The sequence below is a fragment of the Flavobacterium cupreum genome (genome assembly GCF_003996965.1).
Classification (GTDB): domain Bacteria; phylum Bacteroidota; class Bacteroidia; order Flavobacteriales; family Flavobacteriaceae; genus Flavobacterium; species Flavobacterium cupreum.
On sequence record NZ_QWDM01000008.1, the window covers coordinates 200,204 to 224,796 of the forward strand.

Consider the following 24,593-nt stretch of genomic DNA (forward strand, 5'->3'; position numbering starts at 1 on the left):
ATTAGTTTTAATAGGGTATTGCTTCACGATTATATAACAAATAGTTGCGAAAACGTTTTTGTGGTTTATAAGGCTGGAAAGCTGTAGTTTTATTGTAATTTTTTCCAGACAACTTCAGCAGTAACTGATTTTCCGCCTTGTGTGGTATTCGTAACAACATATTTTAATTCGTTGCTGTTGTTTGTAAAAGACCTTTTTTGTTCCTCATTTTCCCAATTCGGAAATGAGGCTGTTTTTATTTTAAAAATAATCGTTTTGTTAGCCTCATCAATTTCAAATTTACCAAAATGTGAATTGCTTCCCTGTACAATCAAAGCGTTTTCTTCGGGGGTACATTTGTTTTTGTCTCCTGATATTATTTTGGGTCTTTCATTTTTATAAATCTGAATAGCGTAATTTCCTTTTTCATCAAAAAATAATATTCCTCTGGGGTCTGTTCCGTATGGAAAAGTCTTTTTGCCATCCTGATTTATATTTTCAACAGATACCAATGTCCACGAGCCCAAAATTTCTGAGTATATTTCTTTTTTATTTTTTTGCGAAAGGGCAGAATTTGTAACGAGCAATATAAGTAGTACTGTTTGTAGTTTTTTCATTTTTGAAGATTTAATAGTTTACTTTAATGATTTCTCCATTTATGGTTGTTTCGATACTTTTTAAGTAAGCAGCTACTAAATCACTGACAGGGATATCTGAAACTTTTCCCGGACTTATTGCATTTATTCGAATGCCTCGTTCCAGTTCCAGTGAAGTTGCCAATACAAAGCTGTTTATTCCTCCATTTACAATTGCTTTGCTGATATTGTTTTTTACCGGTTTATCAGCCATTTTTCCTGATGTCAATGTGAATGATCCGTTGTCGTTTAAATATTTTTGCCCGATTAAAACCAGATTAACTTGTCCTAAAAGTTTATTTTTAATGCCAATGTTTAATTTTTCTTCGTCAAGTGAAAGTAAATCTCCTGTATAACAATCACCCGCGACGCAAATGCAGGCATCGATGTCTTTAATTTCTTTGAATATTTTTTCAATAGAATCGCTATCAGATACATCGATTCTAAAATCACCACTATTTCTTCCGGCGGAAATAATTTCGTGATTTTTTGTAAATGCCGGTTTTAGAATCTGGCCGATTTCGCCATTTGCCCCAATTAAAAGTATTTTCATTTTATGATTTTTAATTTGTTATATGAGACAAAATTAGCCGGTTAACCTTCATTGAAAATTGTACTTTTCGGCAGTAAAATTGTATTTTAGCAGGATGAACGATAAAAATTTATATCTTCCTTTTGAAGTAGATTTTAAAGAATTCGAACAGTTTCCGAAAATAGAACGGAAAAACAATTTCTTTGAATTGATCTATGTGGTTGATGGAACGGGAATCCAGATTATTAACAATAATAAATTTCAATACCAAAAAGGAAATCTTTTTCTCGTTACGCCGCAAGATGTTCATTCGTTTGAAATTCTGACTCCGACGAAATTCTTTTTTCTTCGTTTTAACGAATATTATATTAAAACAAATTCTCAGAATGGACAGGCAGAAACTGTTTTGCGTATGGAATATATTCTGCAAAATGCAAGTCATCGCCCGGGTTGTATCCTGAAAAATAAAATCGACAAACCATTAATCGCATTGCTTATTGAAAGTATAATAAGCGAACAGCTCAATCAGCAAATTTACCATCAGAAGATAACAGAGCAAATCGTAAATACAATTATTACTGTTGTTGCCAGGAATATTGCTTTGAAATTACCAAAGAATATTAAGGAAAGTACAGGCGAAATGGTTCTGGAGATATTGCATTATATTCAGGAGAATATTTTTAATCCAAAAGAATTAAAGTCAGATAGAATAAGTGTGCATTTTAATATATCACTCCATTATTTGGGGAAATATTTTAAGAAACAAACAGGTGAAACGCTGCAGGAATATATCGCGAATTACAAATTAAGATTAATCGAGGCCAGACTTCTGAATAGTGATATGCGTATTAATGAAATTGCAGACGAACTCCATTTTTCAGATGAAAGTCATTTGAATAAGGTTTTCAGAAAACATAAAGGCATGAATCCTTCCGAGTTCAGGAAAAAGTTTTGCAAATAGCAGGATGTCGAATTTTTCGTTGAATAAAATTTTTATAAATTCCCTATACTGTCAAGTTCTCTTTTCAAAGGTTCAATTTGATTTAAGAAACGCGTTCTGTCATTTCCTCCTAAAGATTCCCCGATTGGCAGATTAAGTCTGAGGGCGTCTACCTGAACTCCGTTTTTCCAGAAACGGTAACAAACATGCGGGCCTGATGCCAATCCGGTACTTCCCACCAATCCTATTTTCTGTCCTTGTGTAACACGTTGGCCGCGTCGCACTAAAATCCTGGACATGTGTAAATATTGAGTAGAATAGGTTCCGTTGTGTTTTACCTTTACAAAATTTCCGTTTCCTGCAGTGTATCCGGTCGCTTCTACAACTCCTGATGCGGTTGTTGAAATTGGCGTTCCGGTAGGAGCAGCATAATCCGTTCCTTTATGTGCTTTCCAGGTATGCTGTACAGGATGAAATCGGTTCATCGTAAAACGGGAAGTGATTCGGCTGAATTTGATCGGTGTTTTTAAGAAAAAGTTTTTCAGCGTTCTTCCCTGATCATCGTAATATTCTATTTTTCCGGAAAGAGAGTCTTTTTCAAACGGGAAAGCATAGATGATTTTGCCTTTATATTCAAAAAATGCCGCTTCAAGATCTTCCACTCCGTCATACACTTTATTGTTTATAAATCGTTCCGTGAAAATTAGTCCGTAACGGTCTCCTTTTTTAAGTTTAAAAAAGTCAATAGACCAGGAAAATACTTTGGTGATTCTGTTGGCAAGTGCGGTTTCCACGCTTTCGTTTCCTAACGTTTCAGATAATGAACTTTTTAGAACGCCGCCAATAATTTTGCGTTTAAAGGTAACCGGTTTTACTTTTTTGTAAGCGCTGGCAATACTATCCCTAAAGTCGACTACATAATACGTTAAGGCGTCGGGCTGGTAAATAAAAACCTCAAGTTTGTTGGTTTTATTTTTTGACCGGAGTAAAGTATACGGTTTGTTGTAGCGAATAGATCTGACATCAAAAGAATCTTTAACCTGTTCTACAATGTCATACACCTTTTTGTCGCCAATATTCTGACTTTGAAAGATGGATCCAAAAGAATCTCCTTTTTGTATAGTGTCCTGTAAAACATTAAAATCTGCGTAATTAAAACCAAATTCTACTTTTTTAGTTTTTGGCTTGGTAATTTTGGTTTCGACTTTTTCTTCTGTTTTTTTACATGAAAATATTGAAAACAATATTATAATAATTACAACTGCTTTTTTCAAACTCTTAAATTTTTACTGAGAAATTAAACGGTGGTTTCGTTTCCCCAATTGGACAATTCTTCTTCGGTCCACAATTTAGGAAAAAAGATGCGTCTTTGGTATTTTGGATGCATATATTTTTGCCAGTCACTTCCTCCGGTGGCTTCACCATTTCCTTTTCCGCTTTCTAGGATGTATTTTCTTGCAGTATTAAGGTGTTGCATCACCCAGGTAATATTTACAGTATGGTCATAATGACGCATTGCATTGGTTAATTCTTCGTTCAGTTGGTCTTTTTCAGGCAGCTGAGTAAATTTCTGCCAAATATTTTTTGTCTTGAATGTACTGATCTGACGTAAAAACTGCTCTTTATATTTGTTTTCGAACTCCTGAAGTAAGTATGATTTTTTTCCGGTGTGATAATCTTTGCCTGCAGCCTGCCAGTACAAATGTTCGAAACTGGTTTCTAACGGTGTATTTTCGTCAAAGTCGGCTTTGTATCTGAGGTCTGTCAGATTAATGACATCTGTAGAAGCAAATTCAATCAGTCGGTATTGTGCGCTCTGAAAACCACTGGCCGGAGTAAGGGTATTTCTGAATTTCATGTATTGGTCGACTTCCATTCCGTTTTCCATAATACTGAATGAATTGGTAAGCATGTCGAAATAACGCGTAATTCGGGATAATCTTTCACTGAAGAAATCCACCTGGATATTTTCGGTATCGGCAATCTGATCAATTTCCCAAAGAATCATTTTAAAAATCAATTCATTCACCTGATGGTACATGATAAATACCATTTCGTCAGGAAGTGTCGTCCGTTGAATTTGCAGATTTAAAAGAGCATCCGTCTGAATATAATCCCAATAGGTAATTGGTTTCGACCAAAGTAAGCCTTCAAGCTGCACATCAGTTTTTTGATTTATGGCTTGAAATTTAAGGTCAATTTCTTTTAAGATTGATTCAGATTTATCTGTGGTGTTCATTATTTTTTTACTTTAAATGGATTTTTTAATCCTTTGTATTCGTCAAGATCTGCTTTTAGGGACCCTACGGCAAGATCTGCTTTTATTCGAACCGGAACTTTGTTGTCGTCATCTGAGATCCAGAGTGTTACGCTTTCCTTTTCTTTAAAGACTCTTCCGGTCTGTACCAGTGGCTTAAACATCATGGTAGAAACGGTTCCAAATTTAGTTGTAATATCCTGACGACCTACATATTTTAACTTAAATTTTGTGATTTCATCATCAAAAAACATGTCTATCGTAATCGCTTCGCCCGATTTAAGTTTGTCAATATTCGGATGGTTTCTTAAATAATAAAAAGAAGAAATAATATCCTGTACATTATTAGACGTAACAATTGTTTTTTCAGATTTACGTTTGTAGTCTTTTACTAAAACCCTGTTTTCATTCTGATTAAAAATACCTTCCTGATTCTTGGTATAACCGCCTTCGTTAATTTTTCTAATGTAACGATAGGGGCTTCCGTTTTCTTTGTCGAAGTAGCTTTCGTACAGATCTTCAACTTTAAAGAAAAATTTTGACATACCAGTGGTATAGCCTTTTCCGACTGCGTGAAACACTTTTTTATTGTTTATTGTAGCATCTTTTACCTCCAGTGTGGCATACCCGGCATTTACAATTCCGTAATGAATTCGAAATTTAAAATACTCGCCTACATCGAATGCATCTTCTTTAAATGAATCAAAACCAAGGGTCGTGAGGATTATAAGGAGTAGGACAATTTTTTTCATAGGACAATTTTGACAGTTATATATATAAAGATAATGACAAATTTTATTCCAAAAGTTACTAAAACAAAAAAACTCAGTCAAAAAATGACTGAGTTTTTATGCTATTAACTAACCAAAAAACTATAAATTATGAAATTTATATCAATTCGGAAGGAAACCACCCCTTCCTGATTTGCGAGTGCAAAGATAGATACAAAGTTCAGAAAATAAATAGCAAAAAGTGAGTTTAACATATCATTTGCATAAAAAGCATAGTTTTACAGAGAATTTTTCTACATAATGTAAAAATAATGCGTTTTTATAGCGTTCCTCTCAATTCCTGTTCTCGCTCAATGGACTCAAAAAGCGCTTTAAAGTTCCCTGCACCGAACCCTTTTGCCCCCATTCTTTGAATAATTTCGAAGAATAATGTCGGTCTGTCCTGAACCGGCTTTGTAAATATTTGTAATAAATAACCATCTTCGTCGGCATCGACCATGATCGCTAATTTTTCAATTTCGTTTAAATCTTCTTTCATCACGTCCATGTGAACACCTAATCTTTCAGGAATTGCCTGGTAATAGGTGTGAGGCGGAGCGGATAAAAATTCGACACCTCTCGATTTTAAATCTGAAACGGTTTTGATAATATCATCGGTTGCAATGGCAATATGCTGAATTCCGGGCCCTCCGTAAAAATCCAGATATTCTTCAATTTGTGATTTTTTCTTGCCTTCGGCCGGTTCATTGATTGGAAATTTGATTCTTCCGTTACCGTTAGACATTACCTTACTCATCAAAGCCGAATATTCGGTGTTGATTTGTTTGTCATCAAATGAAAGGAAATTGACAAACCCCATAACTTCTTCGTAAAATTTTACCCAGGTGTTCATTTCATTCCAGCCTACATTTCCTACCATGTGATCAATGTATTTTAATCCTGTTGGCTCCGGATTGTAATCTGATTTCCATTCTTTGTAACCCGGTAAGAATACACCGTTGTAGTTTTTTCTTTCTACAAAAATATGAACTGTTTCTCCGTAGGTGTAAATTCCCGAACGAACAACTTCTCCAAATTCATCTGATTCTACAGTTGGCTCCATAAAAGAACGGGCACCGCGTTTGATGGTTTCTTCGTAAGCGCTTCTCGCATCTTCAACCCAAAGAGCTGCTACTTTTACACCGTCTCCGTGTTTTTTAAGATGCTCGTGAATTGGTGAATCCTGCGTTAATGGCGTAGTCAGCACAATTCTGATTTTGTCCTGTTTCAATACATAGGAAGCTTTGTCTCTTACCCCGGTTTCTAAACCTGCATAGGCTAATGACTGATATCCGAAAGCGGTCTTGTAATAATGTGCCGATTGTTTTGCATTTCCCACATAGAATTCTACATAATCTGTTCCTAATAATGGAAGGAAATCCTGTGCTCCTTCGAAGATTTTTTCTAATCCGTATTCTACTGATTTTACTTCTTTCATAATAATTAGATAATTTGACAATGAGAAAATGAGATAATTTTGAAATGTTTTAATTGGATCAATTTTGTAATTGACACATTTTCTAATTTTCTAATTCCTCACCTTAGATGTTGATATTATTTTATTTAAAATTTTTAAAATTTCTGATAGTTCATTTAATAAATCTTTACAATCGGGATAGCTTTTATGAGCATCGCATAGAAACAGCCAATATTCTGTTTCGTCTGCTTCTTTAATTGCAATTTTTAATTTATGTATGAAATCTGCTTTACTTTCTGCATTTTGCGATTCTTTTGAATTTGCTCCGATTGATGTTCCGCTTTTTAATAATTGATTTGCAATTACAAACTTTTTTTGTTCTTGTAAATCGCTTGTGTAATCAATGATATTTAATGCAAAGTTGAAAGTTTTTATTAAAAGAGCGTTGTCTTTGTATTGTTCGTTGAAAGTCATGTTTTAATTTGATAATTAGAAAATGTGTTAATGAGATAATTTATTATACCATCAAAGATAATAATTTGTAATATAAGGACTACTTTTTAACCTCGTTATAAATTGTCTAATTATCTCATTAACACATTTTCTAATTGATAAATTATCTAATTATCAAATTGCCACATTGACTAATTCCTTACTCCGTCCAGGATTTATAGTATTGACCGTCATCTAATCCCATAGCTTCTTCCGTAACCATCAGTGGTCTGAAAGTATCTACCATCACGGCCAATTCCTGGGTTTCTTTATGACCAATACTGCGTTCCATGGCACCGGGTGCGGGACCATGCGGAATTCCTTTTGGATGTAAAGTAATATGTCCCTGCTCTATATTGTTACGGCTCATAAAATCCCCGTCAACATAATAAAGGACTTCGTCTGAATCAATGTTGCTATGGTTATAAGGTGCCGGAATCGCTTTCGGATGATAATCGTAAAGGCGCGGGCAGAACGAACAAACGACAAAAGTTGCCGTTTCGAAAGTCTGGTGTACCGGTGGCGGCTGATGCACGCGTCCGGTGATAGGCTCGAAATTGTGAATCGAGAATCCGTATGGGAAATTGTAGCCGTCCCAGCCAACAACATCAAAGGGATGTGTCGCGTAAACTACTTCGTGAATCATTCCTTCCTTTTTGATTTTAATTAAAAAATCACCTTTTTCATCGTGCGTTTCCAGTTCGTTTGGCAGAATAAAGTCGCGCTCGCAAAACGGAGAATGCTCTAAATGCTGACCTGACTGGTTTTTGTACCGTTTTGGCGTGTAAAAAGGAGAATACGATTCGACGTAAAAGAGTCTGTTTTCTGCTGTTTCAAATTCGATCTGGTAGATAATTCCTCTGGGAATAATCAGGTAATCACCATATTCAAAAGGAATGTTGCCCAGCATGGTACGTAATTTTCCTTTTCCTTTATGAATGAAAAGCATTTCGTCGGCATCGGCATTTTTGTAGAAATAATTTCTAAGCGATTCCTTAGGCGCGGCCAAACCAATAATACAGTCTTTGTTGACCATCATTGCTTTGCGGCTGTCTAAAAAGTCATTCTCCGGTTTTAGTTCAAAACCTTTGAATAATAATGATTTTATATTTTTTCCGATTGCGATTTTAGGCTCAACCGAATAGGAGTTTATAATTTCCTTAACCTGCGTAGGTCTGTGAACATGATAGGACAATGAGGAATGTCCGTGAAAACCTTCGGTTCCGAATAATTGTTCGTAATAAAAACCTCCGTTTGGTTTCTCGAACTGGGTGTGTCTTTTTTGAGGAAAATCTCCAAGTTTATGATATAATGGCATGGCTTTTCAATTAGATAATTTATAAATTAGATAATTAGAAAATGTAAATTGTGAACAGATAATCAGCTCATTTTCTAAGTTGGCTAATTATTCAATTCGAAAGCATTACTCCGGGTTTCTCTTAATGAGAAATTGAAGATACTCCAATAAACCTGTCCATTTTGTTTTCATTATAACAAATGTCGTAATTTTTATTGATTTAAATTACAAATTAAAATAAAAATCCGATACTAAACCAGGTAAAACTTTTTGACATTTCCGGAGACCAGGAATGTTTTACCTCAATTGGCCCAATAATGGTTTCCAGTCCGTAACCTACGGCATAGCCTGAATATTTAGGCATTGAGATCCAGTCTACTGTGGTAAAAATGTCATCCCCCAGATTGGCGTAATTAGCAGATATGTTAACGTGATTTTTTTTGAAAATTTCATAATCCAGTGTAATGTCTGATTTAATATAGCTGTTTCCGGCAATACTCAGGAAGTCGTATCCGTAAAAATAATTGAAGTTATTTATTTTACTGTAACCATACCCTCCAAGCAGAAAATCAAAAAACGGAACGCTGTCGCTGCCAATATTAAATCCTGCGTCGGCTCCAATTTTGAATGTTGCCCTTCTGAAAAGTTTGTTTGCAAATGCAATTTCAGCCTTCGCAACGGAGAAAGGCCTGAACTGCTTGGTGTAATCCGACGAAGCCAGATAGGTTTGTAAACCGGATGAAAAATACAATCCCGAACGCGGAAAACTTTTGCTGTCGAACGAATCGTATTTTAAATAACCAAAAACGCTGAAATAGCTGCTTCTCTCAAGAATGTTCTCCTCGTTGGATAGTGTTGGGGAATCTATTTTCAGGAATTTGTATTCGAGACCGCCGCCCATAAGAAATTTTTGTACAAAAATAGTCTGGAAATAGGCCTGATTGGTCAAATCTAAAAAGTCAACATTTATAAGGTTTAAATTTTCAGGCTCTAAATTACTGATGTTCGTGGTAACATTACGGTTAAACTTACTTAATTTGGACTGAAATCCAAAGCTGATATTAAAACCGTTTTCTACATAGTAATTGAAATCGTATCTGAAATTATCCCCTAAAATAATATCAAGCGAGGTAATGTCGTTTTTTAAGAAAGTTTTTTTATGCGTCAGGTTTAATAAAATTCCGCTTTTGTAAAGCCCGTCATAATGCAGTCCGAGTTTTAAAAAAGTCTGTGTTGGATTCTCCCGTAATACAAGGTCCAGATTATCCTGTTGCCCATCAGGCTGCAGGCAATAAGATATGGTGCTAAAGTTTTGTGTAGCGTTCAGATTGTTTATTCCGGTTTTCAGGTCCTCGTAGGTTATAGTACTTCCGGGTTTAAAACGAAGTTTACCGCGAATATATTCACGGGTATAATTATCTAGCGGATCGCTGTTTATTTTTTTAATCCCGATGGTATCCGTGCTTATTTTTAATTTCGGTTTTTTGTAAAAATGATCTTCATCTGTCAGTGATTTGATTTTCTCATACACAGCAAAGGCGGCTTCTTCACCTTTTCGGATTATCTCTTCTCCTTTATCAAATGAAATGACACCGTAGTCACGAATGTCCGGTTTTATGTAAACATCAGTATCTTTTATCTTGCTTTTCATTTTGTCAATCGACTGCAGATTGGTGATCTGCACCAATATCCGGGTAGCATTTTTAAGCCCTTTTCGATTTAATAAATCATCCTGTACATCGACACCAATGATGATATCGGCACCAAGGTTCCGAACTTCTTTTATCGGATAATTGTTTACAACACCGCCATCAACCAGCAATTTTCCGTCAATTTCTACGGGAGTAAACAACGACGGGAAAGCAGCACTCGCCATCATGGCCTGAACGAGATTGCCTTTATTAAGCAAAACTTCTTCTCCTGTTTCTATATTGGTTCCAATACACAAAAACGGAGTTGGTAATTTATTGAAATCCCGAACATGACGTACATTTCGGGTCAGGCTGCTCAATAAATTATAATTGTACATTCCTTTGGAAAGGGCTTCCGGAATACCAATTCTGAAATTACTAAAAGGCAAAACAATAGCATACAGCTCATCATTTTTTTTGCCGTAAAAGTTTTTTGAGGAACGCGGAATGTAATCGTTTATTAATTCGTCAAAATTGGTTTTTTTAAAAATTGAATCAATCTGCGAAGCATTGTAGCCCGATGCGTAAAGTCCGCCAATAACGGATCCCATGCTGGTCCCGCCGATATAGTCTATTTTTATTCCGGCTTCTTCCAAAACTTTCAGGACACCAATATGGGCAAATCCTTTAGCGCCTCCGCCACTTAAAACCAAACCGATTTTTGGCCTCCTGACACTGTCTTGTTTTTTATTTTGTGAAAAAGAATTTAGTGAGAATAGTACAGCAAATAGTACAACATATGCGTTTAAGCCCCAGGTGGAAATAGAAAACTTGGAGAGAAAAAATCCTTTTGATTGTATATCTTTAAAGGACAGCTGAATAAGGCTCATAAAAATAGCTGGTTTGTTTTGTAAAAGTCGGAAATATTATTGAACTATACGGGTCAATTTTGTTTTTAATAACATTATTTCTTTAATAAGATCAGATTTTTGTTTTTGTCAAATTTCCAGCTATCAGTATGCCATCTGGCACCGCCGCGACAACTGGATTGAAGTGTTTTTGTTTTTTTATTTATTTGAACATCGCAAAATTCATCGCATTCGGGACTAGAGTTTGCAGGTATTTTTAATTCGCTGAATAATCGGTTTACGGGGTTGTAAATAAAGATCTGATAGATCGTGTAAACGCCCATTCCGTCATCTGTTCTGTAGGCTGCAAAATCTTTGTAACCGTCAAAATTGTAATCTTCTGTTACAAAATGCGTCTCCTTACCTGTAATGGAGGTTCCGAGATGATCTATAATTTGGGTTTGCTTATTTTTGGAATTGGTGATCTCCAGTTTTTCAAAATCATTGCGTACCTTAATTTTTAGCTGTGTTTTGTCTTTTTGAGAGAATTCAATATTCTTTTGGCTGTAACAGTGGAGTGAAAAAAATGTGACAAGGCTTAAATAAAATACTCTCATCTGATTAGGATTGACTGTTATGGTAAAAAGTGACAATTTTTTTTGCTTTCGATGGGCCAACGACATCGGCTATTTCTTTTTCGGATGCCAGTTTTAGTCTTTTCACACTTTTGAAATGTTGTATTAAAATAAGCATCGTCTTTTCTCCAATTCCGGGAATGCTTTCTACAGAGGAATTTAGTGCTGCCTTGCTGCGTTTATCGCGATGAAAAGTAATACCAAATCGGTGGGCTTCATTTCGCAATTGCTGGATTACTTTTAAGGTTTCTGATTTTTTATCGAGGTATAACGGAATCGAATCTCCGGGATAAAATAGCTCTTCAAGGCGTTTTGCGATTCCGATGATGGCAATTTTACCACGCAGCCCCAGTTCGTCTATACTTTTTAAGGCAGCAGATAATTGTCCCTTTCCACCGTCAATAATGATAAGCTGCGGCAAAGGTTCTTTTTCGTCTAATAATCGTTTGTAACGGCGATAAACAATTTCAGTCATCGACGCAAAATCATCCGGGCCTTCGACTGTTTTTACGTTAAAATGGCGATAATCTTTTTTGCTGGCTTTTCCGTCTTTAAAAACAACACAGGCCGCAACAGGATTTGTCCCCTGAATGTTCGAGTTGTCAAAACATTCTATATGGCGTGGCTCAACCGGCAGTCGCAAATCTTTTTGCATTTGCGCCATAATGCGATTGGTATGGCGGTCGGGATCTACAATCTGCAATTGTTTGAGTTGCTCTATTCGGTAAAATTTGGCGTTTCGGATCGATAAATCCAGTATCTGTTTTTTGTCCCCAAGCTGCGGAACTGTTGTTTTGATGTTTTCTCCGAGATCAATCTCAAACGGAACAATAATTTCTTTTGACAATAAATGAAAACGTTCCCGAAGCTCGATGATCGCAAGTTCGAGTAATTCTTCATCGCTTTCGTCCAGTTTTTTCTTTATTTCTAAAGTATGCGAACGTATAATTGATCCGTGTGAAATCTGCAGAAAGTTGACGTAGGCCGCGCTTTCATCCGACACGATCGAAAATACGTCGATATTGGTAATTTTTGGATTTACAATAGTGGATCGCGACTGATAGTTTTCGAGGACTTCAATCTTTTCTTTTATTTTCTGGGCTTCTTCAAAATGTAAATCCTGAGCATATTTATTCATTAAACGTTTGAAGTCTTTCATGCTTTCCTTGAAATTTCCTTTCAGGATTTCGCGGATCGCATCGACTTGTTTCTGATAATCTTCCAGGGATTCCAAACCTTCGCAAGGCCCTTTGCAATTCCCGATATGATATTCGAGGCAAACTTTAAATTTTCCTGAATTGATATTGGACTGGCTTAAATCGTAATTACACGTACGAAGCGGATACAATTCTTTGATTAAATCCAGAATGGTATGCACGGTTTTGAAACTGGTATAGGGGCCGAAATATTCCGACCCGTCTTTAACCATCCTGCGCGTTGAAAATATTCTTGAAAAAGGTTCTCTTTTAATACAGATCCACGGATAACTTTTATCGTCACGCAATAATACATTATAGCGCGGCTGCAATGTTTTGATTAAGTTGTTTTCCAGTAAAAGTGCATCGCTTTCAGTAGGAACAACAATGTGTTTTATGGTGACGATTTTCCTGACGAGAACATTTGTTTTTCTCGTGTCATGAACTTTATTAAAATAGGAAGAAACTCTTTTTTTTAAGTTTTTTGCCTTTCCGACATACAATATTTTGTCGTCTTTATCATAATATTGATACACACCGGGATTGTCCGGCAAGGTTTGAATTTGGAGTTCTAAAGACGGTTTTGACATTCTGTTTTGTTTCTGAAGAGACTGAAAAAGCTTTTTTGAAAACGATTCTGGTTTTGCTGATAAGCTTAACAGTGATTTAGTTTCAAATTTACGAAATCAAAAGAATAATTTCTATATTTAGATTTTATAATTCTATATGAAAAATAACAAACCCATGATTATTTTTGGCGAATCGATTTTGCCGGGAGAAAATAGAACCATAAACGTTGAAATTGCCAGATTGCATACCACTACGAAGCTTAATATTCCAGTTATTGTGCGTCGCTCCAAAGCAGAAGGCCCGGTAGTTTTGTTCTCAGCAGGAATTCACGGAGACGAAATAAACGGAATTGAGATTGTACGTCAGCTTATTAGCAAAAAAATCAACAGGCCAACCCGGGGAACCATTATCTGTATTCCGATTATTAATATTTATGGTTTTGTAAATAAATCCAGGGAGTTTCCGGACGGAAGAGATTTGAACCGTGTCTTTCCCGGAAGCAAAAAAGGTTCCCTCGCAAGCCGTTTTGCTTTTCATATTGTTGCCGAAATCCTGCCAATTTTAGATTATGCAGTCGATTTTCATGCCGGCGGTGCGAGCAGATTTAATGCCCCTCAGATCAGAATTACCGAAAATAATCCGGAACTGAAACTTTTGGCGGATGTTTTTAATGCCCCGTTTACATTATATTCTAAAAATATTAATGGCTCTTTTAGAAATACATCTGAAAAAGCAAACGTAAAAATGCTGCTTTTTGAGGGAGGAAAATCATTGGATATTAACAACGAGATTGCAAATGAAGCCGTTTTGGGAGTAAAGCGTTTGTTGAATTATCTTGATATGCTTGACCCGAAACAGATTGTCGAGCAAGCAGAAGATCCGTCGATCTATATTAAAAACTCGGTTTGGCTAAGGGCAAAATGTTCCGGTTTATTGCATGACTTTAATATGATCAGCCGATTTGTGACCAAAGGGACTATTCTGGCCATAATTACGGATCCGTTTGGTAAATTTGAACAAAAAGTAAAAGCCCCGCACGATGGTTTTGTGATCAATGCCAATCATTCGCCTATCGTTTATGAAGGAGATGCGATTTATCATATGTCTAAAAATGCCCCTGAAAATGCCGACGAATAAAAAAGAACTACGAGTACACTACAAAAATCTCAGGAAAGCACTTTCTTCCGATGAGATCGAAGAAAAGAGCCTTGCTGTAGCCAATAATTTACTACAACTCCCAATTTGGAATAAAACGTATTATCATGTTTTTCTTCCCATTGAAGAGCAAAAAGAAATCAATACCGAATATATCCTGCATTTGCTTTCAGGAAAGGATAAGGAAATTGTGGTTTCTAAAAGTGACTTTGAAACCCGCGGTATGTCCCATTTTTTACTGACAGACAATACTAAAATAAAGAAAAACGAATATAATATTCCAGAACCCGTAAACGGATTACCGGTTGCTTCAGAAATGATTGAAGTTGTTTTTGTACCGCTTTTAGCTTTTGACCTGTTGGGAAATCGTGTGGGTTACGGAAAAGGTTTCTATGATAAATTCTTAGCAGAATGCAAACCGGAAACCATCAAAATAGGTCTTTCTTTTTTTGAAGGGGAAAGCCAGATTGAAGATGTTTTTGAATTAGATATAAAACTGGATTATTGTGTGACGCCTGAAAAAACGTATTCGTTTTGATTTTAAATCCGAAGTTTCAAATTCCAAAAAAAACAAAATCCAAATTCCAAAATCCAGAATTGGAATTTGGAATTTGGGTTTTGTAATTTTAAAAGATAATCTTTTTATTTTACTTCTTTAATAGTCGACCCGTCAATCCAGCCTTCAGTGCCGTCTGTCAATTCAATTTTTTTCCATTGTCCTAAGGTTTCTGTAACGTAGACTTTTGCACCTTCATGTAATAAAATAATCGCTGAACCTGCTTTTTGCGGTTCACTTCGCATTTCGCTGATTTCAGCAAAAACAATGGCCGGACGATCGTTATCAAAATGATCTTTTTCGGACATTCCGGCAGCAACACTTAAAAGCAGCACTAACAAAAGAACAAACATTCCGATGAAGTAAATTCTTTTAGTAATTGTACGCTGCGAGAAATAATAGCCAATAAAGCTCAGTAAAAAAACAAAAGAAATGGCAACAGAAATTTTTGCCCAGGTATTATAGTCAAAAATTCCCGTGAAGTTCTGGATCAGTTTGGCAAAACCAACTTTTGGTACTTCTTTTATTTCATCAATCGTCAGTTTTTTGGCGAATTTTAAATTGTTTAAAGTTTGCGGATCACCAGGTTTTAAAACCAGGGCTTTCTCGTAATTGTATATGGAAGGGGCAACCTTATTGAGTTTATAGTAACAATTTCCCAGATTGTAATAGAGCTCTGCTGATTGCTGTTGGTCTTCTTTAATGATATTTTCATATTCGGCAATAGCCTGCTGGTATTTTCCATTTTGGTAGAAATCATTCCCTTTTTCAAAGCTGCTCTGAGCAAAGAAAACCTGAGAGATTAATAAAAAGAGATATAGTATATTTTTCATTTTCCTGGTTTGTAAAATTTTTAACTTTGCGAACTTTAATTCAGCAAAAGACAGATCAGTTTCTTAGCGAACTTTGCGGTTAGATAATCTGCTTTTCCAATTCCGAAATAATCAGAACAGCTTTGTCATAGTCCTGCTGAATTGACGCACTAGATGCCGGAGCATAACGGGCAAACTCACAGTTTTCAGTTAAATCGATAAAACTCTGAACGGTTTCAGGATTGGCATTTCTGGATAATAACAATTCACGAATATTGTCTTTGCTCATTTCTGAAGTTTCAATATGCAATTTTGCTTTCAGGAAATTATGCATCGCTTTTTCCAGTGCAATGTAAAAAGGCTCTTTATTGTTAAGCTGTTTTTTCGCTTCAGATAAATATTTCTTGGCCAGTTTATTGTTCATTCTGATTCTGTTTCCGGTCACATCGCTGTCAATTGCTTCTTTTTTCTTCTTAGCCAGAATAATAATTGGCAGAATTATAAAAGGAAGTAACAACAATCCGTAATACAGATTAGAGCCGTAAAAATCATTTTTAGCTATCGAAACCAATGTCGTTTTGGTTCTGATATATTTGAATTGTTCTGTTTTTGCTATCACATTTTTTGATGCGTTTGCAGACGTATTTGCTTCAGCCGGCATTGGACCATCTAAAACATCAACCATAATTTCTTTGGAAGTAATGGTTTTGTAAGAACCTGTACTCAGATCGAAATAAGAAAACTGCATTGGCTTTATGGCATATTTTCCTTTGTACTGCGGAATAATAGTATACTTGTCTGAAATTCTTCCGGACATTCCCGCCAGTGAAGTCGTTACTTTTTCGTCATGTACCGGATCGTACATTTCCAATGCGTTTGGCACCACCGGTTTTGGCAACGTAAATAATTTCATGTTTCCGGATCCCGTAGCACTGATGAATAAGTCCAGACTTTCCCCGTTTTTCAGTGTCGTTTTAGAAGGCGTAACGGTAAAATTGAATTTACCTACCGCACCACTGAAACCTTCCGGTTTGCCAGTCTCAGGGAGTGGTTTTACATTGATTGTTTTAGCCCCGGCCGAAACGATTTTGTTGTCCTCCGATAATATCATCTGACCAAACATGTCGCGACGGTTGGTCGGTAATTGTACCCCAATATCTAATGAAAGTGGCTCAATGGTTAGTTTTCCTGATTTCTGAGGATATAAAATAGTTTTTTTCAGGATTACAAAATAGCATCTTTGGCCATTATGAGTTCCTTCTTCTGTTACCAACTGTCTGATATCGATATTTTGATTCCAGAAATCATTGTATTTTGGTTTTGCCAGTTCTTTAAAACCGGTTACGCCAATATTATTAAAATATAATTTATAAACCGCTGTAATAGGTTCATTCAGGTACGGGTTGGTTTTCGAAATTTCTGCAACAAGATCCAGTGTCTCACTTCCGGCTCCCTGTGGTCTGTCATTAGGATCTCTTTCCTGGGCAACAGCATTGGTAACCACAATTCGTATAGGAGCTGTTTTGTAGACCTGGCCGTTAAATTCTATAGAGGCCTGTCTGATCGTAACAGTTCCTTTTTGTACAGGCTGTAAAATATAAGAGTATGCTTTCTGAAAAGAACTGCGCCCGTTTATCCAGGATTGACTCACCTGCTGACTTGGTCCTGCCACAACCCTGAATCCTTCAAATGCAGGCTGTTCAAAATTATCTCCATCAACATTCATGATAAAGTCAATTCGAAGTCTTTCATTTACCCCAAGGGTAGTTTTAGTTACTTTGGCTTCAAATTGAACCTGAGCCATAAGCCCCTGAAAAGTGAATAGTAATAGAATTAAATATCTCTTCATTTTGTTGTTTAATCGTTGTTTGTTTAACTGTTTTATCGTTTATTCGCCCTTTTGTCTAATGGATGGTATCGATTAGGCAAATGAACGGTTTAAACGATTAAACCAAAAAGAACTACCAGTCTTTTTCTGTTTTTTTAGGATTTCCCTTTACTTTTTGTGCGTTAACTTTATCCTGAATTTTCTTTTCTTCGTTATTGACGGCATCTAATAAATTCTGAACACGTTCTTTTGAAATTCCTCCCGGCATTGGTTTTGGCTCTCCTTTATTGTCTGATTTGTCATCTTTCTTCGGATCGTTTTTACCGTCTTTCTTATCCTTGTCTTTGTCGCCTTTGTCGTCTTTTTTATCTTTGTCTTTGTCCTTATCCTTGTTTTTATCTTTATCCTTGTCCTTATCTTTATTTTTATCTTTGTCTTTATCCTTATTCTTGTCTTTGTTTTTATCGTTTTTCGGAGGATTTTCTTTTAGTTTTTGTTTGGCGTATGCATAGTTGTAACGCGTTTCATCATCAGTGGGGTCATTACGCAGCGCTTGTTTGTAAGCTTCTACCGCTTGCGTATAATCTTTCTCTTTCATGAAAACATTTCCTAAATTATGATAGGCTTTATGTTTGTCAGGTCTGGTTTTAGCATTTTTTATTGCTTTAGCGTAAGCCAGTTTCGCTTCAGAAGCCTGGTTTTGCCTGTAAATGGTATTTCCTAAATTATAAGAAGCAACACCGCGTCTTGGAAATTTAGATTCAGAAATCCTGTAATTTGCTTCAGCATCAACAAATTTATTCTGCTTATATTCTTCATTGGCATCAGGCAATGTCTTGTCTTTCTCCTGAGCTGAAACGGCTAAGGAAAACGTTAGTAAAATATAAAGAAGTAAATTTTTCATTCTAATTTTTTATTTTTTATTTGCCACGAATGACACCAATTATCACTAATCAGGTTGTTTTTTATTTGAATTTTTCAAAAAGGGAAATAATTAAAACGCTTTATTCCGGAGAAGAATTCGTTTAATTGACCGACAACGGTATTATTTCTTTTCGTTAAATAAATTCAACTGTTTTATCCAGCTTGTTTTTCTTTCTAAAAGGAAAATGTCCAAAAACAATAACAGGAATGCAAAGCCGATGAACCATTGAAACTGCGACTGAAAATCGGCCATTTGCGTGGCTTCAAATTCGGTTTTCTGAATGTTGTTCAGGGCATTTTTTACATATTCTAAAACTTCTTTGGTATTTCCGCCATATACATAACCGCCTTTTGTAGCTTTTGCGATGGTTTTTAATCCTTCCTGGTTTAGTCTGGTAATAACCGTTGTTCCGTTTTGATCTTTTTGGTAACTTCTGACAACGCCATTTTCCTTCAGCGGAATTGTCGCTCCCTTTTCAGTTCCAACACCAATGGTGATGATTTTCATTCCCAGTTTATTGGCTTCTTCGGCAGCAGCAGAAGCTCCTTCAGAGTGATCTTCCCCGTCAGAAATCAGAATCAGTAATTTACTGGTTTTGCTTTTTTCATCAAAATAAGTAGAAGATAACCGGATCGCCTCGTCAAGTGAAGTTCCCTGAGAAGAAACCATATCAGGAGTCATGCTTTGCAGGAACATTTTGGCAACACTGTAATCTGTTGTAATGGGCAAAACAGGGAAAGCGCTGCCGGCATAGGCCACAATTCCGATTCTGTCGCTTCCAAGGTTGTTGATAATCTGCGAAACCAATTGCTTACTTTTATCCAATCGGCTTGGTGCCACATCTTCTGCCAGCATACTTTTAGAAACGTCAACGGCAAAAACAATGTCAATACCTTCGCGTTTTACGGTTTCCATTTTGGTTCCAATCTTCGGATTCACCAATCCGATAATTAAACACGCCAACGCCAGAAGCATTACCGATATTTTTAATACAGGTTTGAAAACAGAACTTTCCGGGCTCAGTTTTTTTACTATTTCCAGATCACCGAATTCACGTTGTTTTTTTCTTTTCCAATACATATTGAAAAGAAAAATACACACCACAACCGGCAGTAAGAATAAAAGGTATAAATATTTTTTTTCGTCTAATTCCATATAATTTTTAAAATTCCAATCCTCATCGTTGCAGGGATAAATTCCAAATTCCAACTTTTTGCCTTTTTCTTCAATTTTTAAATCCAATTCAAATTGGAGTTTGGAATTTTAAAATTGAATTTTTTTGATTTGCAAAATCAAATGAAGCTTCTGTAAACTGTATTTCTTAAACCAATTTCCAGCAGTAATAAAAATGCTGCGAGTAAAACAAAACCTCTGTATTTTTCGTCGTAATCATAAAACTTCAATTCCTGGATTTCTGTTGTTTCCAGTTTATTGATTGCGTTGTAAATTTGCGCTAAACGGTCATTGCTTGTTGCTCTGAAATACGTTCCGTCGGTTTTTCGTGCGATGTTTTTCATCAATTGCTCGTCGATTTCTACTTTTTGCATTTTAAATAAAAATCCTCCGTTTGGCGCGTAAGCATAGGGCGATTCTGCCATTCCGTTGCTTCCAATACCTATGGTATATACTTTTATTCCGTATTGTTTTGCGATATCTGCAGCCGTTTCCGGTTCAATAAAACCGGCGTTGTTTACACCATCTGTCATCAGGATAATAACGCGGCTTTTTGCTTTACTGTCTTTAAGGCGGTTTACGGCAGTTGCCAGTCCCATTCCAATTCCGGTTCCGTCCTGTAAAGCGGTATCGTATTTAATTCCTTTAATGGCTTCCAAGATAATAGCTTTGTCACTTGTAACCGGTGTTTTGGTATACGCTTCTGATGCATAAAGCACCAATCCGATCCTGTCATTTGGTCTTTCTTCAACAAAATCTGCCGCTACTCTTTTTAAAGCCTCCATACGGTTCGGCTTTAAATCCTTGGCCAGCATACTTCCCGAAACGTCGATTGCCATGACAATATCAATTCCTTTGGTTGTTTTCGTCTGATTGCTGATGTCTACTGTTCTTGGTCTTGCTAATGCAATAATTAGAGAAGATAAAGCAATAGTCCTGAAAACATACAAACACGGTTTTAGTTTTGTCAATAGTGATTCACTATTTTTAAAACCCTGCGTTGAACTCATTTTTAAGGTAGCCGACTGCTGGTTGCGTTTCAGTAAAAACCAAATGATTGCAATTGGAATTAAAAGAAACAACCAAAAAAATTCCGGATTTAAAAAAGTTATCTTACTCATTAGTTACTTGCTTTTCTAAGTTCAACAGAATTTAAAATTCGGGTTGTGATATCATTTGCATAGGAATCACCTTCTTCATGTAAAATCATGATTTGCTGTAAGCCCTGATCTTGTTTGAAAAGCAAAATTTCATAATATGCTTTTGCACTTGTTTTATCGACAGGGTTTAAGACGGTCATTGTCCCGTAGCCTTTTAATCCCTGCACCCCTTCGTTGGTCTGGAAATCTTCTTGTTTTACAATTATATTTTGTCCGCCCTGAGCTTCAATTACTTTTAAAGAACCTTCTAAAGTTTTGGCTAAATCCAGCTCCACAGGTTTTTTGAATTTACTGGTAGAAACCGTGATAAAGAAATTGTCTGTCATGCTTCCGTATGTAAAAAGCTGCATTTCCTTAATCAGGGCCATTGTCTCTTTTGGCAGCACTTTTAAGGCGTCCATACGTTTTAAAACTTTTGGAGTTTCAATTAAAACACCAGGATTTCCGTACTCGTTTTTTACCCATTCTCCTTCTAAAAGTCGCTTGGTCGGGTTCATTAAAATAGTGTCTTTCACATAAGTGAAGCCTTTATTTGCAATGAAAACCGCGGTTGTAAGGGCCAGTAAAAGAAAAACAGATCCTATGGCAATTGCAATGCGTTTGTTGCGTTTTTTTCGTAACTGAATCTTGATTTGTTTTTGTCTTTGCGCCTCATTCAGCAATTCGTCTTCTTCGTTCGGAACTTCTGTCGGAATCGCATTATCAAGCGTTAAGATTACTTTTTGGATTTTATTCCGGTCATCCGTAATTTCGAAATCCAAAGGTTTTGATTTTGCAAATTTTACTAAATCGGCCTGACGTAAAACGCGCTCTAGGTTTTCAACGGTTTCCGGTGTTAACGCCATTTTCTTTTTGGTAGAAGCCGTTCTGATGGCCTGTATCAATTCGGAAGTGGTGCTTTCCATTGCCGGAATGTGAATCGCTTCTTCGATATAATTACGGGCAATATCCGTTAATTCACTGTAATATTCTTTAATTTCACCTTTCTGAACCAGTTCTTTTTGTTCCAGGTTGTTCAGTAAGCTGGTCGCTTTTTCGATAGGTGTTTTATAAACTTCTTCTTCAATTTTCTTTTGTTGGCGTTTTTTTACAAACCAATATACAAAAGCACCAAATCCGATAACAACAACAGCAAGTAATAGGTAAAGCCACCAATCGCTAATGCCATTGTCTCCGGCAGTGATGTCTTTGATGTCGTACATTTTTTGCTGTAAAGTATCCACTTTTACATTGGCCACTTCAACACGGATAGAATCAGATAAAAAAGGTTTTTTGTCAATCAGAATCTTAATACCCGGAATGGTATATTTTCCGGAATCAAATTGTGTTAAACCGTATTTTTTGATCAATTCGTAAGTGTCATTTTTCTTAACCGTATCAACTGGGTACGATTGAATTACTTCAAGCGGACCAATGGTTTTTAGTTGAGGAAAAACAACTTTAGATTTCGAACTTACCACCATTTTCAGTGTCAGTTTAAACTCAGCCCCAATTTTGTTTTTTGTGGTATCAATGCTCGTCTCCACTTGTTTTTGCTGGGCAAAAATAGCAGAGGAAAGTAAAAATAAAAAGATGTAAAACTTTAATTTCATTTGATTTTTTTAATTTCAGATTTTATTCTAAAATGATTGCTTAAAAATGGTACGCGGATGACACAGATTGAAGCGGATTTTATTTTGGATATTTATATTTTAAAATCTAATATTCTAACAATCTAAGAAGCCGGATAATCTAAAATTATCTTGACTTGAAATACCCCAGCAATTTGGTTACGTAATTTTCGTCGACTCTTGTATTTACGACACCAGCTCCGGATTTGCTGAAAATATCTTTGAAATAATTGACTCTTTCCTGATAATGCTTTTCGTAATTCATTCGCACCGATTTTGATCCGGTGTCCACCAATTGCACCTTTCCGGTTTCTGCGTCAAGCATGCTGACCATTCCTAAATTCGGGATTTTTTCTTCGCGGATGTCGTAAACACGAACACCGGTAATGTCGTGTTTTTTGGAAGCAATTTTTAAAGTCTGCTCGTAATTTTCAGACATGAAATCAGAAATTACAAAAACAATCGCTTTCTTTTTCTGAGTTCCTGATAAAAATTTTAAAGCAGCTCCAACATCCGTTTTCTGACTTTTCGGTTCAAATTCGATCAATTCGCGAATGATTCTCAAAACATGCGAACGTCCTTTTTTGGGCGGAATATACAATTCGACGTTATCTGAAAAAAGGATTAAACCAATCTTGTCGTTATTTTGTGTAGCCGAAAAAGCCATCGTTGCCGCTATTTCGGTTACGATGTCTTTTTTAAACTGACTCTTTGATCCAAAACCTTCAGAACCCGAAATGTCAACCATTAAAACCATGGTTAGCTCTCGTTCTTCTTCAAAAACTTTTACGTGCGCTTCGTTATAACGGGCAGTCACATTCCAGTCGATGTTACGGATATCGTCGCCGTACTGGTATTGACGCACTTCGCTAAAAGTCATTCCACGTCCTTTAAAAGAAGAGTGGTATTCTCCCGAAAAGATATGATTACTCAGCCTTTTGGTTTTGATCTCTATTTTCCGTACTTTTTTTAAAAGCTCTTTTGTATCCATTTGATTTGTTTAAAGTTTAAAAGTTTCAGGTTTCAGGTTTGCTTTACAACAACCTGAAACCTGAAACATTAAACAAATTTTTAAGGTACTTCAATCTCGTTTACGATTTTGTTGATAATGTCTACAGAAGTAATGTTTTCGGCTTCAGCCTCGTAAGTGATCCCGACTCTGTGACGTAAAACATCATGCACAACAGCACGAACATCTTCGGGAATTACATAACCGCGACGTTTGATGAAAGCGTAACATTTTGCCGCATTGGCTAAATTGATACTTCCACGTGGTGATGCTCCAAAACTAATAAGAGGTTTTAAGTCTGCCAGTTTGTACTTTTCCGGATAACGGGTTGCAAAGATGATATCCAGGATATATTTTTCGATTTTTTCGTCCATGTAAACTTCGCGGACAGCTTCCTGCGCACGCAGAATTTGTTCCACTGAAACAACCGGATTTACTTTTTCGTAACTTCCTTTTAAGTTTTGACGAATTACAAAACGCTCTTCGTCAATTTTTGGGTAGTCAATTACTGTTTTCAACATAAAACGATCGACCTGAGCTTCAGGAAGCTGGTAGGTTCCTTCCTGCTCCACAGGGTTTTGAGTAGCAAGTACCAAAAACGGACGGTCCAGTTTGAAAGTAGTGTCGCCAATAGTAACTTGTTTTTCCTGCATCGCCTCCAAAAGTGCTGACTGAACTTTCGCCGGAGCACGGTTGATCTCATCGGCAAGGACGAAGTTGGCGAAGATTGGCCCTTTTTTAATAGAAAATTCGTTTGCTTTAATGTTGTAAATCATTGTTCCGACTACATCGGCAGGTAATAAGTCAGGTGTAAACTGAATACGGCTGAAAGAACCCTGGACAGCTTGTGACAAAGTATTAATGGCTAACGTTTTGGCCAGTCCCGGAACACCTTCCAGTAAAATGTGCCCCTGTCCCAAAAGACCAATTAATAAACGCTCGACCATGTGTTTCTGGCCCACAATAACTTTGTTCATTTCCATTGTAAGAAGGTCTATAAAAGCACTTTCTCTTTCAATTTTTTCATTTATCGCTCTAATGTCTAAAGTCGTTGTATTTTCTTCCATATAAATATTTTTAAAACCTTTTTAAGACGTTGATTTATGTGCCTAACTTTTGAGAGTGCAAATTGAATATTTTTTGAGAAGTAAGATGTTAAAGAATGG

At 36.3% G+C, this 24,593-nt stretch carries 22 protein-coding genes; 3 read left to right on the forward strand and 19 right to left on the reverse strand.

What is annotated here, in order from left to right:
- Positions 1 to 89: 89 nt before the first annotated feature.
- Both D0817_RS14145 and D0817_RS14150 read right to left on the reverse strand, forming a co-directional pair.
- On the reverse strand, positions 90 to 596 hold the full coding sequence (locus tag D0817_RS14145) for a lipocalin-like domain-containing protein (RefSeq protein WP_127339031.1): 507 nt from the start codon (positions 594 to 596) through the stop codon (positions 90 to 92).
- A gap of 10 nt (positions 597 to 606) precedes the next feature.
- Positions 607 to 1,167: a short chain dehydrogenase gene (locus tag D0817_RS14150; RefSeq protein WP_127339032.1), complete on the reverse strand. Its 561-nt coding sequence runs from the start codon at positions 1,165 to 1,167 to the stop codon at positions 607 to 609.
- A gap of 94 nt (positions 1,168 to 1,261) precedes the next feature.
- Here D0817_RS14150 and D0817_RS14155 point away from each other — a divergent pair, with 94 nt between their 5' ends.
- The gene (locus D0817_RS14155; RefSeq protein ID WP_127339033.1) at positions 1,262 to 2,107 is read left to right on the forward strand and encodes an AraC family transcriptional regulator; all 846 of its coding nucleotides are present in this window, start codon (positions 1,262 to 1,264) and stop codon (positions 2,105 to 2,107) included.
- A gap of 32 nt (positions 2,108 to 2,139) precedes the next feature.
- Here D0817_RS14155 and D0817_RS14160 read toward each other — a convergent pair whose 3' ends face one another.
- The 9 genes from D0817_RS14160 to uvrC all read right to left on the reverse strand — a co-directional run bounded on the left by D0817_RS14160 (position 2,140) and on the right by uvrC (position 13,219).
- On the reverse strand, positions 2,140 to 3,360 hold the full coding sequence (locus D0817_RS14160) for a M23 family metallopeptidase (protein ID WP_127339034.1): 1,221 nt from the start codon (positions 3,358 to 3,360) through the stop codon (positions 2,140 to 2,142).
- A 23-nt stretch (positions 3,361 to 3,383) separates the two neighbouring features.
- A complete protein-coding gene (locus D0817_RS14165; protein ID WP_127339035.1) occupies positions 3,384 to 4,325 on the reverse strand; it encodes a tryptophan 2,3-dioxygenase family protein in 942 nt (313 codons plus the stop codon).
- Entirely contained in the window at positions 4,325 to 5,095 is a 771-nt protein-coding gene (locus D0817_RS14170) for a DUF3108 domain-containing protein (protein WP_127339036.1), read from the reverse strand. Before D0817_RS14170 ends, D0817_RS14165 begins: the two co-directional genes overlap by 1 nt.
- A gap of 298 nt (positions 5,096 to 5,393) precedes the next feature.
- Positions 5,394 to 6,554 (reverse strand): 4-hydroxyphenylpyruvate dioxygenase, encoded by a 1,161-nt coding sequence (hppD, locus tag D0817_RS14175; protein ID WP_127339141.1) that lies wholly within the window; start codon positions 6,552 to 6,554, stop codon positions 5,394 to 5,396.
- A gap of 87 nt (positions 6,555 to 6,641) precedes the next feature.
- Complete coding sequence (locus D0817_RS14180; RefSeq protein WP_127339037.1) at positions 6,642 to 7,004, reverse strand: four helix bundle protein; 363 nt, start codon at positions 7,002 to 7,004, stop codon at positions 6,642 to 6,644.
- A 178-nt stretch (positions 7,005 to 7,182) separates the two neighbouring features.
- Positions 7,183 to 8,340, reverse strand: coding sequence for a homogentisate 1,2-dioxygenase (locus D0817_RS14185; protein ID WP_127339038.1), 1,158 nt, complete (start codon positions 8,338 to 8,340; stop codon positions 7,183 to 7,185).
- 211 nt (positions 8,341 to 8,551) lie between these two features.
- On the reverse strand, positions 8,552 to 10,840 hold the full coding sequence (locus D0817_RS14190) for a patatin-like phospholipase family protein (protein ID WP_127339039.1): 2,289 nt from the start codon (positions 10,838 to 10,840) through the stop codon (positions 8,552 to 8,554).
- A 74-nt stretch (positions 10,841 to 10,914) separates the two neighbouring features.
- A complete protein-coding gene (locus tag D0817_RS14195; protein ID WP_127339040.1) occupies positions 10,915 to 11,415 on the reverse strand; it encodes an XAC2610-related protein in 501 nt (166 codons plus the stop codon).
- Between the two features lie 4 nt (positions 11,416 to 11,419).
- Positions 11,420 to 13,219 carry an excinuclease ABC subunit UvrC gene (uvrC, locus tag D0817_RS14200; RefSeq protein ID WP_127339041.1) on the reverse strand — a complete coding sequence of 600 codons (1,800 nt, stop codon included), beginning with the start codon at positions 13,217 to 13,219 and terminating at the stop codon, positions 11,420 to 11,422.
- Between the two features lie 136 nt (positions 13,220 to 13,355).
- Here uvrC and D0817_RS14205 point away from each other — a divergent pair, with 136 nt between their 5' ends.
- Together D0817_RS14205 and D0817_RS14210 are read left to right on the forward strand one after the other, a co-directional pair.
- Positions 13,356 to 14,336: a succinylglutamate desuccinylase/aspartoacylase family protein gene (locus D0817_RS14205; protein WP_127339042.1), complete on the forward strand. Its 981-nt coding sequence runs from the start codon at positions 13,356 to 13,358 to the stop codon at positions 14,334 to 14,336.
- A complete protein-coding gene (locus D0817_RS14210; protein WP_127339043.1) occupies positions 14,323 to 14,892 on the forward strand; it encodes a 5-formyltetrahydrofolate cyclo-ligase in 570 nt (189 codons plus the stop codon). The genes D0817_RS14205 and D0817_RS14210 overlap by 14 nt, the downstream gene beginning before the upstream one ends.
- A 104-nt stretch (positions 14,893 to 14,996) precedes the next feature.
- Here D0817_RS14210 and D0817_RS14215 read toward each other — a convergent pair whose 3' ends face one another.
- From D0817_RS14215 to D0817_RS14250, 8 genes are all read right to left on the reverse strand, one after another.
- Entirely contained in the window at positions 14,997 to 15,743 is a 747-nt protein-coding gene (locus D0817_RS14215; protein ID WP_127339044.1) for a tetratricopeptide repeat protein, read from the reverse strand.
- A gap of 79 nt (positions 15,744 to 15,822) precedes the next feature.
- On the reverse strand, positions 15,823 to 17,571 hold the full coding sequence (locus tag D0817_RS14220) for a BatD family protein (protein ID WP_127339045.1): 1,749 nt from the start codon (positions 17,569 to 17,571) through the stop codon (positions 15,823 to 15,825).
- Between the two features lie 112 nt (positions 17,572 to 17,683).
- Positions 17,684 to 18,454: a tetratricopeptide repeat protein gene (locus tag D0817_RS14225; RefSeq protein WP_127339046.1), complete on the reverse strand. Its 771-nt coding sequence runs from the start codon at positions 18,452 to 18,454 to the stop codon at positions 17,684 to 17,686.
- Positions 18,455 to 18,595: 141 nt separating this feature from the next.
- A complete protein-coding gene (locus D0817_RS14230; protein ID WP_127339142.1) occupies positions 18,596 to 19,630 on the reverse strand; it encodes a vWA domain-containing protein in 1,035 nt (344 codons plus the stop codon).
- 137 nt (positions 19,631 to 19,767) lie between these two features.
- Positions 19,768 to 20,769 carry a vWA domain-containing protein gene (locus D0817_RS14235; RefSeq protein ID WP_127339047.1) on the reverse strand — a complete coding sequence of 334 codons (1,002 nt, stop codon included), beginning with the start codon at positions 20,767 to 20,769 and terminating at the stop codon, positions 19,768 to 19,770.
- Positions 20,769 to 22,400 (reverse strand): phenylalanine--tRNA ligase subunit alpha, encoded by a 1,632-nt coding sequence (locus tag D0817_RS14240; protein WP_127339048.1) that lies wholly within the window; start codon positions 22,398 to 22,400, stop codon positions 20,769 to 20,771. The genes D0817_RS14235 and D0817_RS14240 overlap by 1 nt, the downstream gene beginning before the upstream one ends.
- A 145-nt stretch (positions 22,401 to 22,545) precedes the next feature.
- The gene (locus D0817_RS14245) at positions 22,546 to 23,409 is read right to left on the reverse strand and encodes a DUF58 domain-containing protein (RefSeq protein WP_127339049.1); all 864 of its coding nucleotides are present in this window, start codon (positions 23,407 to 23,409) and stop codon (positions 22,546 to 22,548) included.
- A gap of 80 nt (positions 23,410 to 23,489) precedes the next feature.
- Positions 23,490 to 24,494, reverse strand: a complete 1,005-nt coding sequence (locus D0817_RS14250; protein ID WP_007807095.1) for an AAA family ATPase — start codon at positions 24,492 to 24,494, stop codon at positions 23,490 to 23,492.
- Between the last annotated feature and the right edge of the window lie 99 nt (positions 24,495 to 24,593).

Bases quoted from the DNA above. Each gene is read 5' to 3' on its own strand.
- D0817_RS14195 (WP_127339040.1), bottom strand. From the start codon at position 11,415: ATGAGAGTATTTTATTTAAGCCTTGTCACATTTTTTTCACTCCACTGT.
- D0817_RS14250 (WP_007807095.1), bottom strand. From the start codon at position 24,494: ATGGAAGAAAATACAACGACTTTAGACATTAGAGCGATAAATGAAAAA.
- D0817_RS14240 (WP_127339048.1), bottom strand. From the start codon at position 22,400: ATGAAATTAAAGTTTTACATCTTTTTATTTTTACTTTCCTCTGCTATT.
- D0817_RS14190 (WP_127339039.1), bottom strand. From the start codon at position 10,840: ATGAGCCTTATTCAGCTGTCCTTTAAAGATATACAATCAAAAGGATTT.
- D0817_RS14225 (WP_127339046.1), bottom strand. From the start codon at position 18,454: ATGAAAAATTTACTTCTTTATATTTTACTAACGTTTTCCTTAGCCGTT.
- D0817_RS14235 (WP_127339047.1), bottom strand. From the start codon at position 20,769: ATGAGTAAGATAACTTTTTTAAATCCGGAATTTTTTTGGTTGTTTCTT.
- D0817_RS14210 (WP_127339043.1), top strand. From the start codon at position 14,323: ATGCCGACGAATAAAAAAGAACTACGAGTACACTACAAAAATCTCAGG.
- D0817_RS14165 (WP_127339035.1), bottom strand. From the start codon at position 4,325: ATGAACACCACAGATAAATCTGAATCAATCTTAAAAGAAATTGACCTT.
- uvrC (WP_127339041.1), bottom strand. From the start codon at position 13,219: ATGTCAAAACCGTCTTTAGAACTCCAAATTCAAACCTTGCCGGACAAT.
- D0817_RS14145 (WP_127339031.1), bottom strand. From the start codon at position 596: ATGAAAAAACTACAAACAGTACTACTTATATTGCTCGTTACAAATTCT.
- D0817_RS14230 (WP_127339142.1), bottom strand. From the start codon at position 19,630: ATGGAATTAGACGAAAAAAAATATTTATACCTTTTATTCTTACTGCCG.
- D0817_RS14150 (WP_127339032.1), bottom strand. From the start codon at position 1,167: ATGAAAATACTTTTAATTGGGGCAAATGGCGAAATCGGCCAGATTCTA.
- D0817_RS14205 (WP_127339042.1), top strand. From the start codon at position 13,356: ATGAAAAATAACAAACCCATGATTATTTTTGGCGAATCGATTTTGCCG.
- D0817_RS14185 (WP_127339038.1), bottom strand. From the start codon at position 8,340: ATGCCATTATATCATAAACTTGGAGATTTTCCTCAAAAAAGACACACC.
- D0817_RS14155 (WP_127339033.1), top strand. From the start codon at position 1,262: ATGAACGATAAAAATTTATATCTTCCTTTTGAAGTAGATTTTAAAGAA.
- D0817_RS14245 (WP_127339049.1), bottom strand. From the start codon at position 23,409: ATGGATACAAAAGAGCTTTTAAAAAAAGTACGGAAAATAGAGATCAAA.
- D0817_RS14170 (WP_127339036.1), bottom strand. From the start codon at position 5,095: ATGAAAAAAATTGTCCTACTCCTTATAATCCTCACGACCCTTGGTTTT.
- D0817_RS14180 (WP_127339037.1), bottom strand. From the start codon at position 7,004: ATGACTTTCAACGAACAATACAAAGACAACGCTCTTTTAATAAAAACT.
- D0817_RS14220 (WP_127339045.1), bottom strand. From the start codon at position 17,571: ATGAAGAGATATTTAATTCTATTACTATTCACTTTTCAGGGGCTTATG.
- D0817_RS14215 (WP_127339044.1), bottom strand. From the start codon at position 15,743: ATGAAAAATATACTATATCTCTTTTTATTAATCTCTCAGGTTTTCTTT.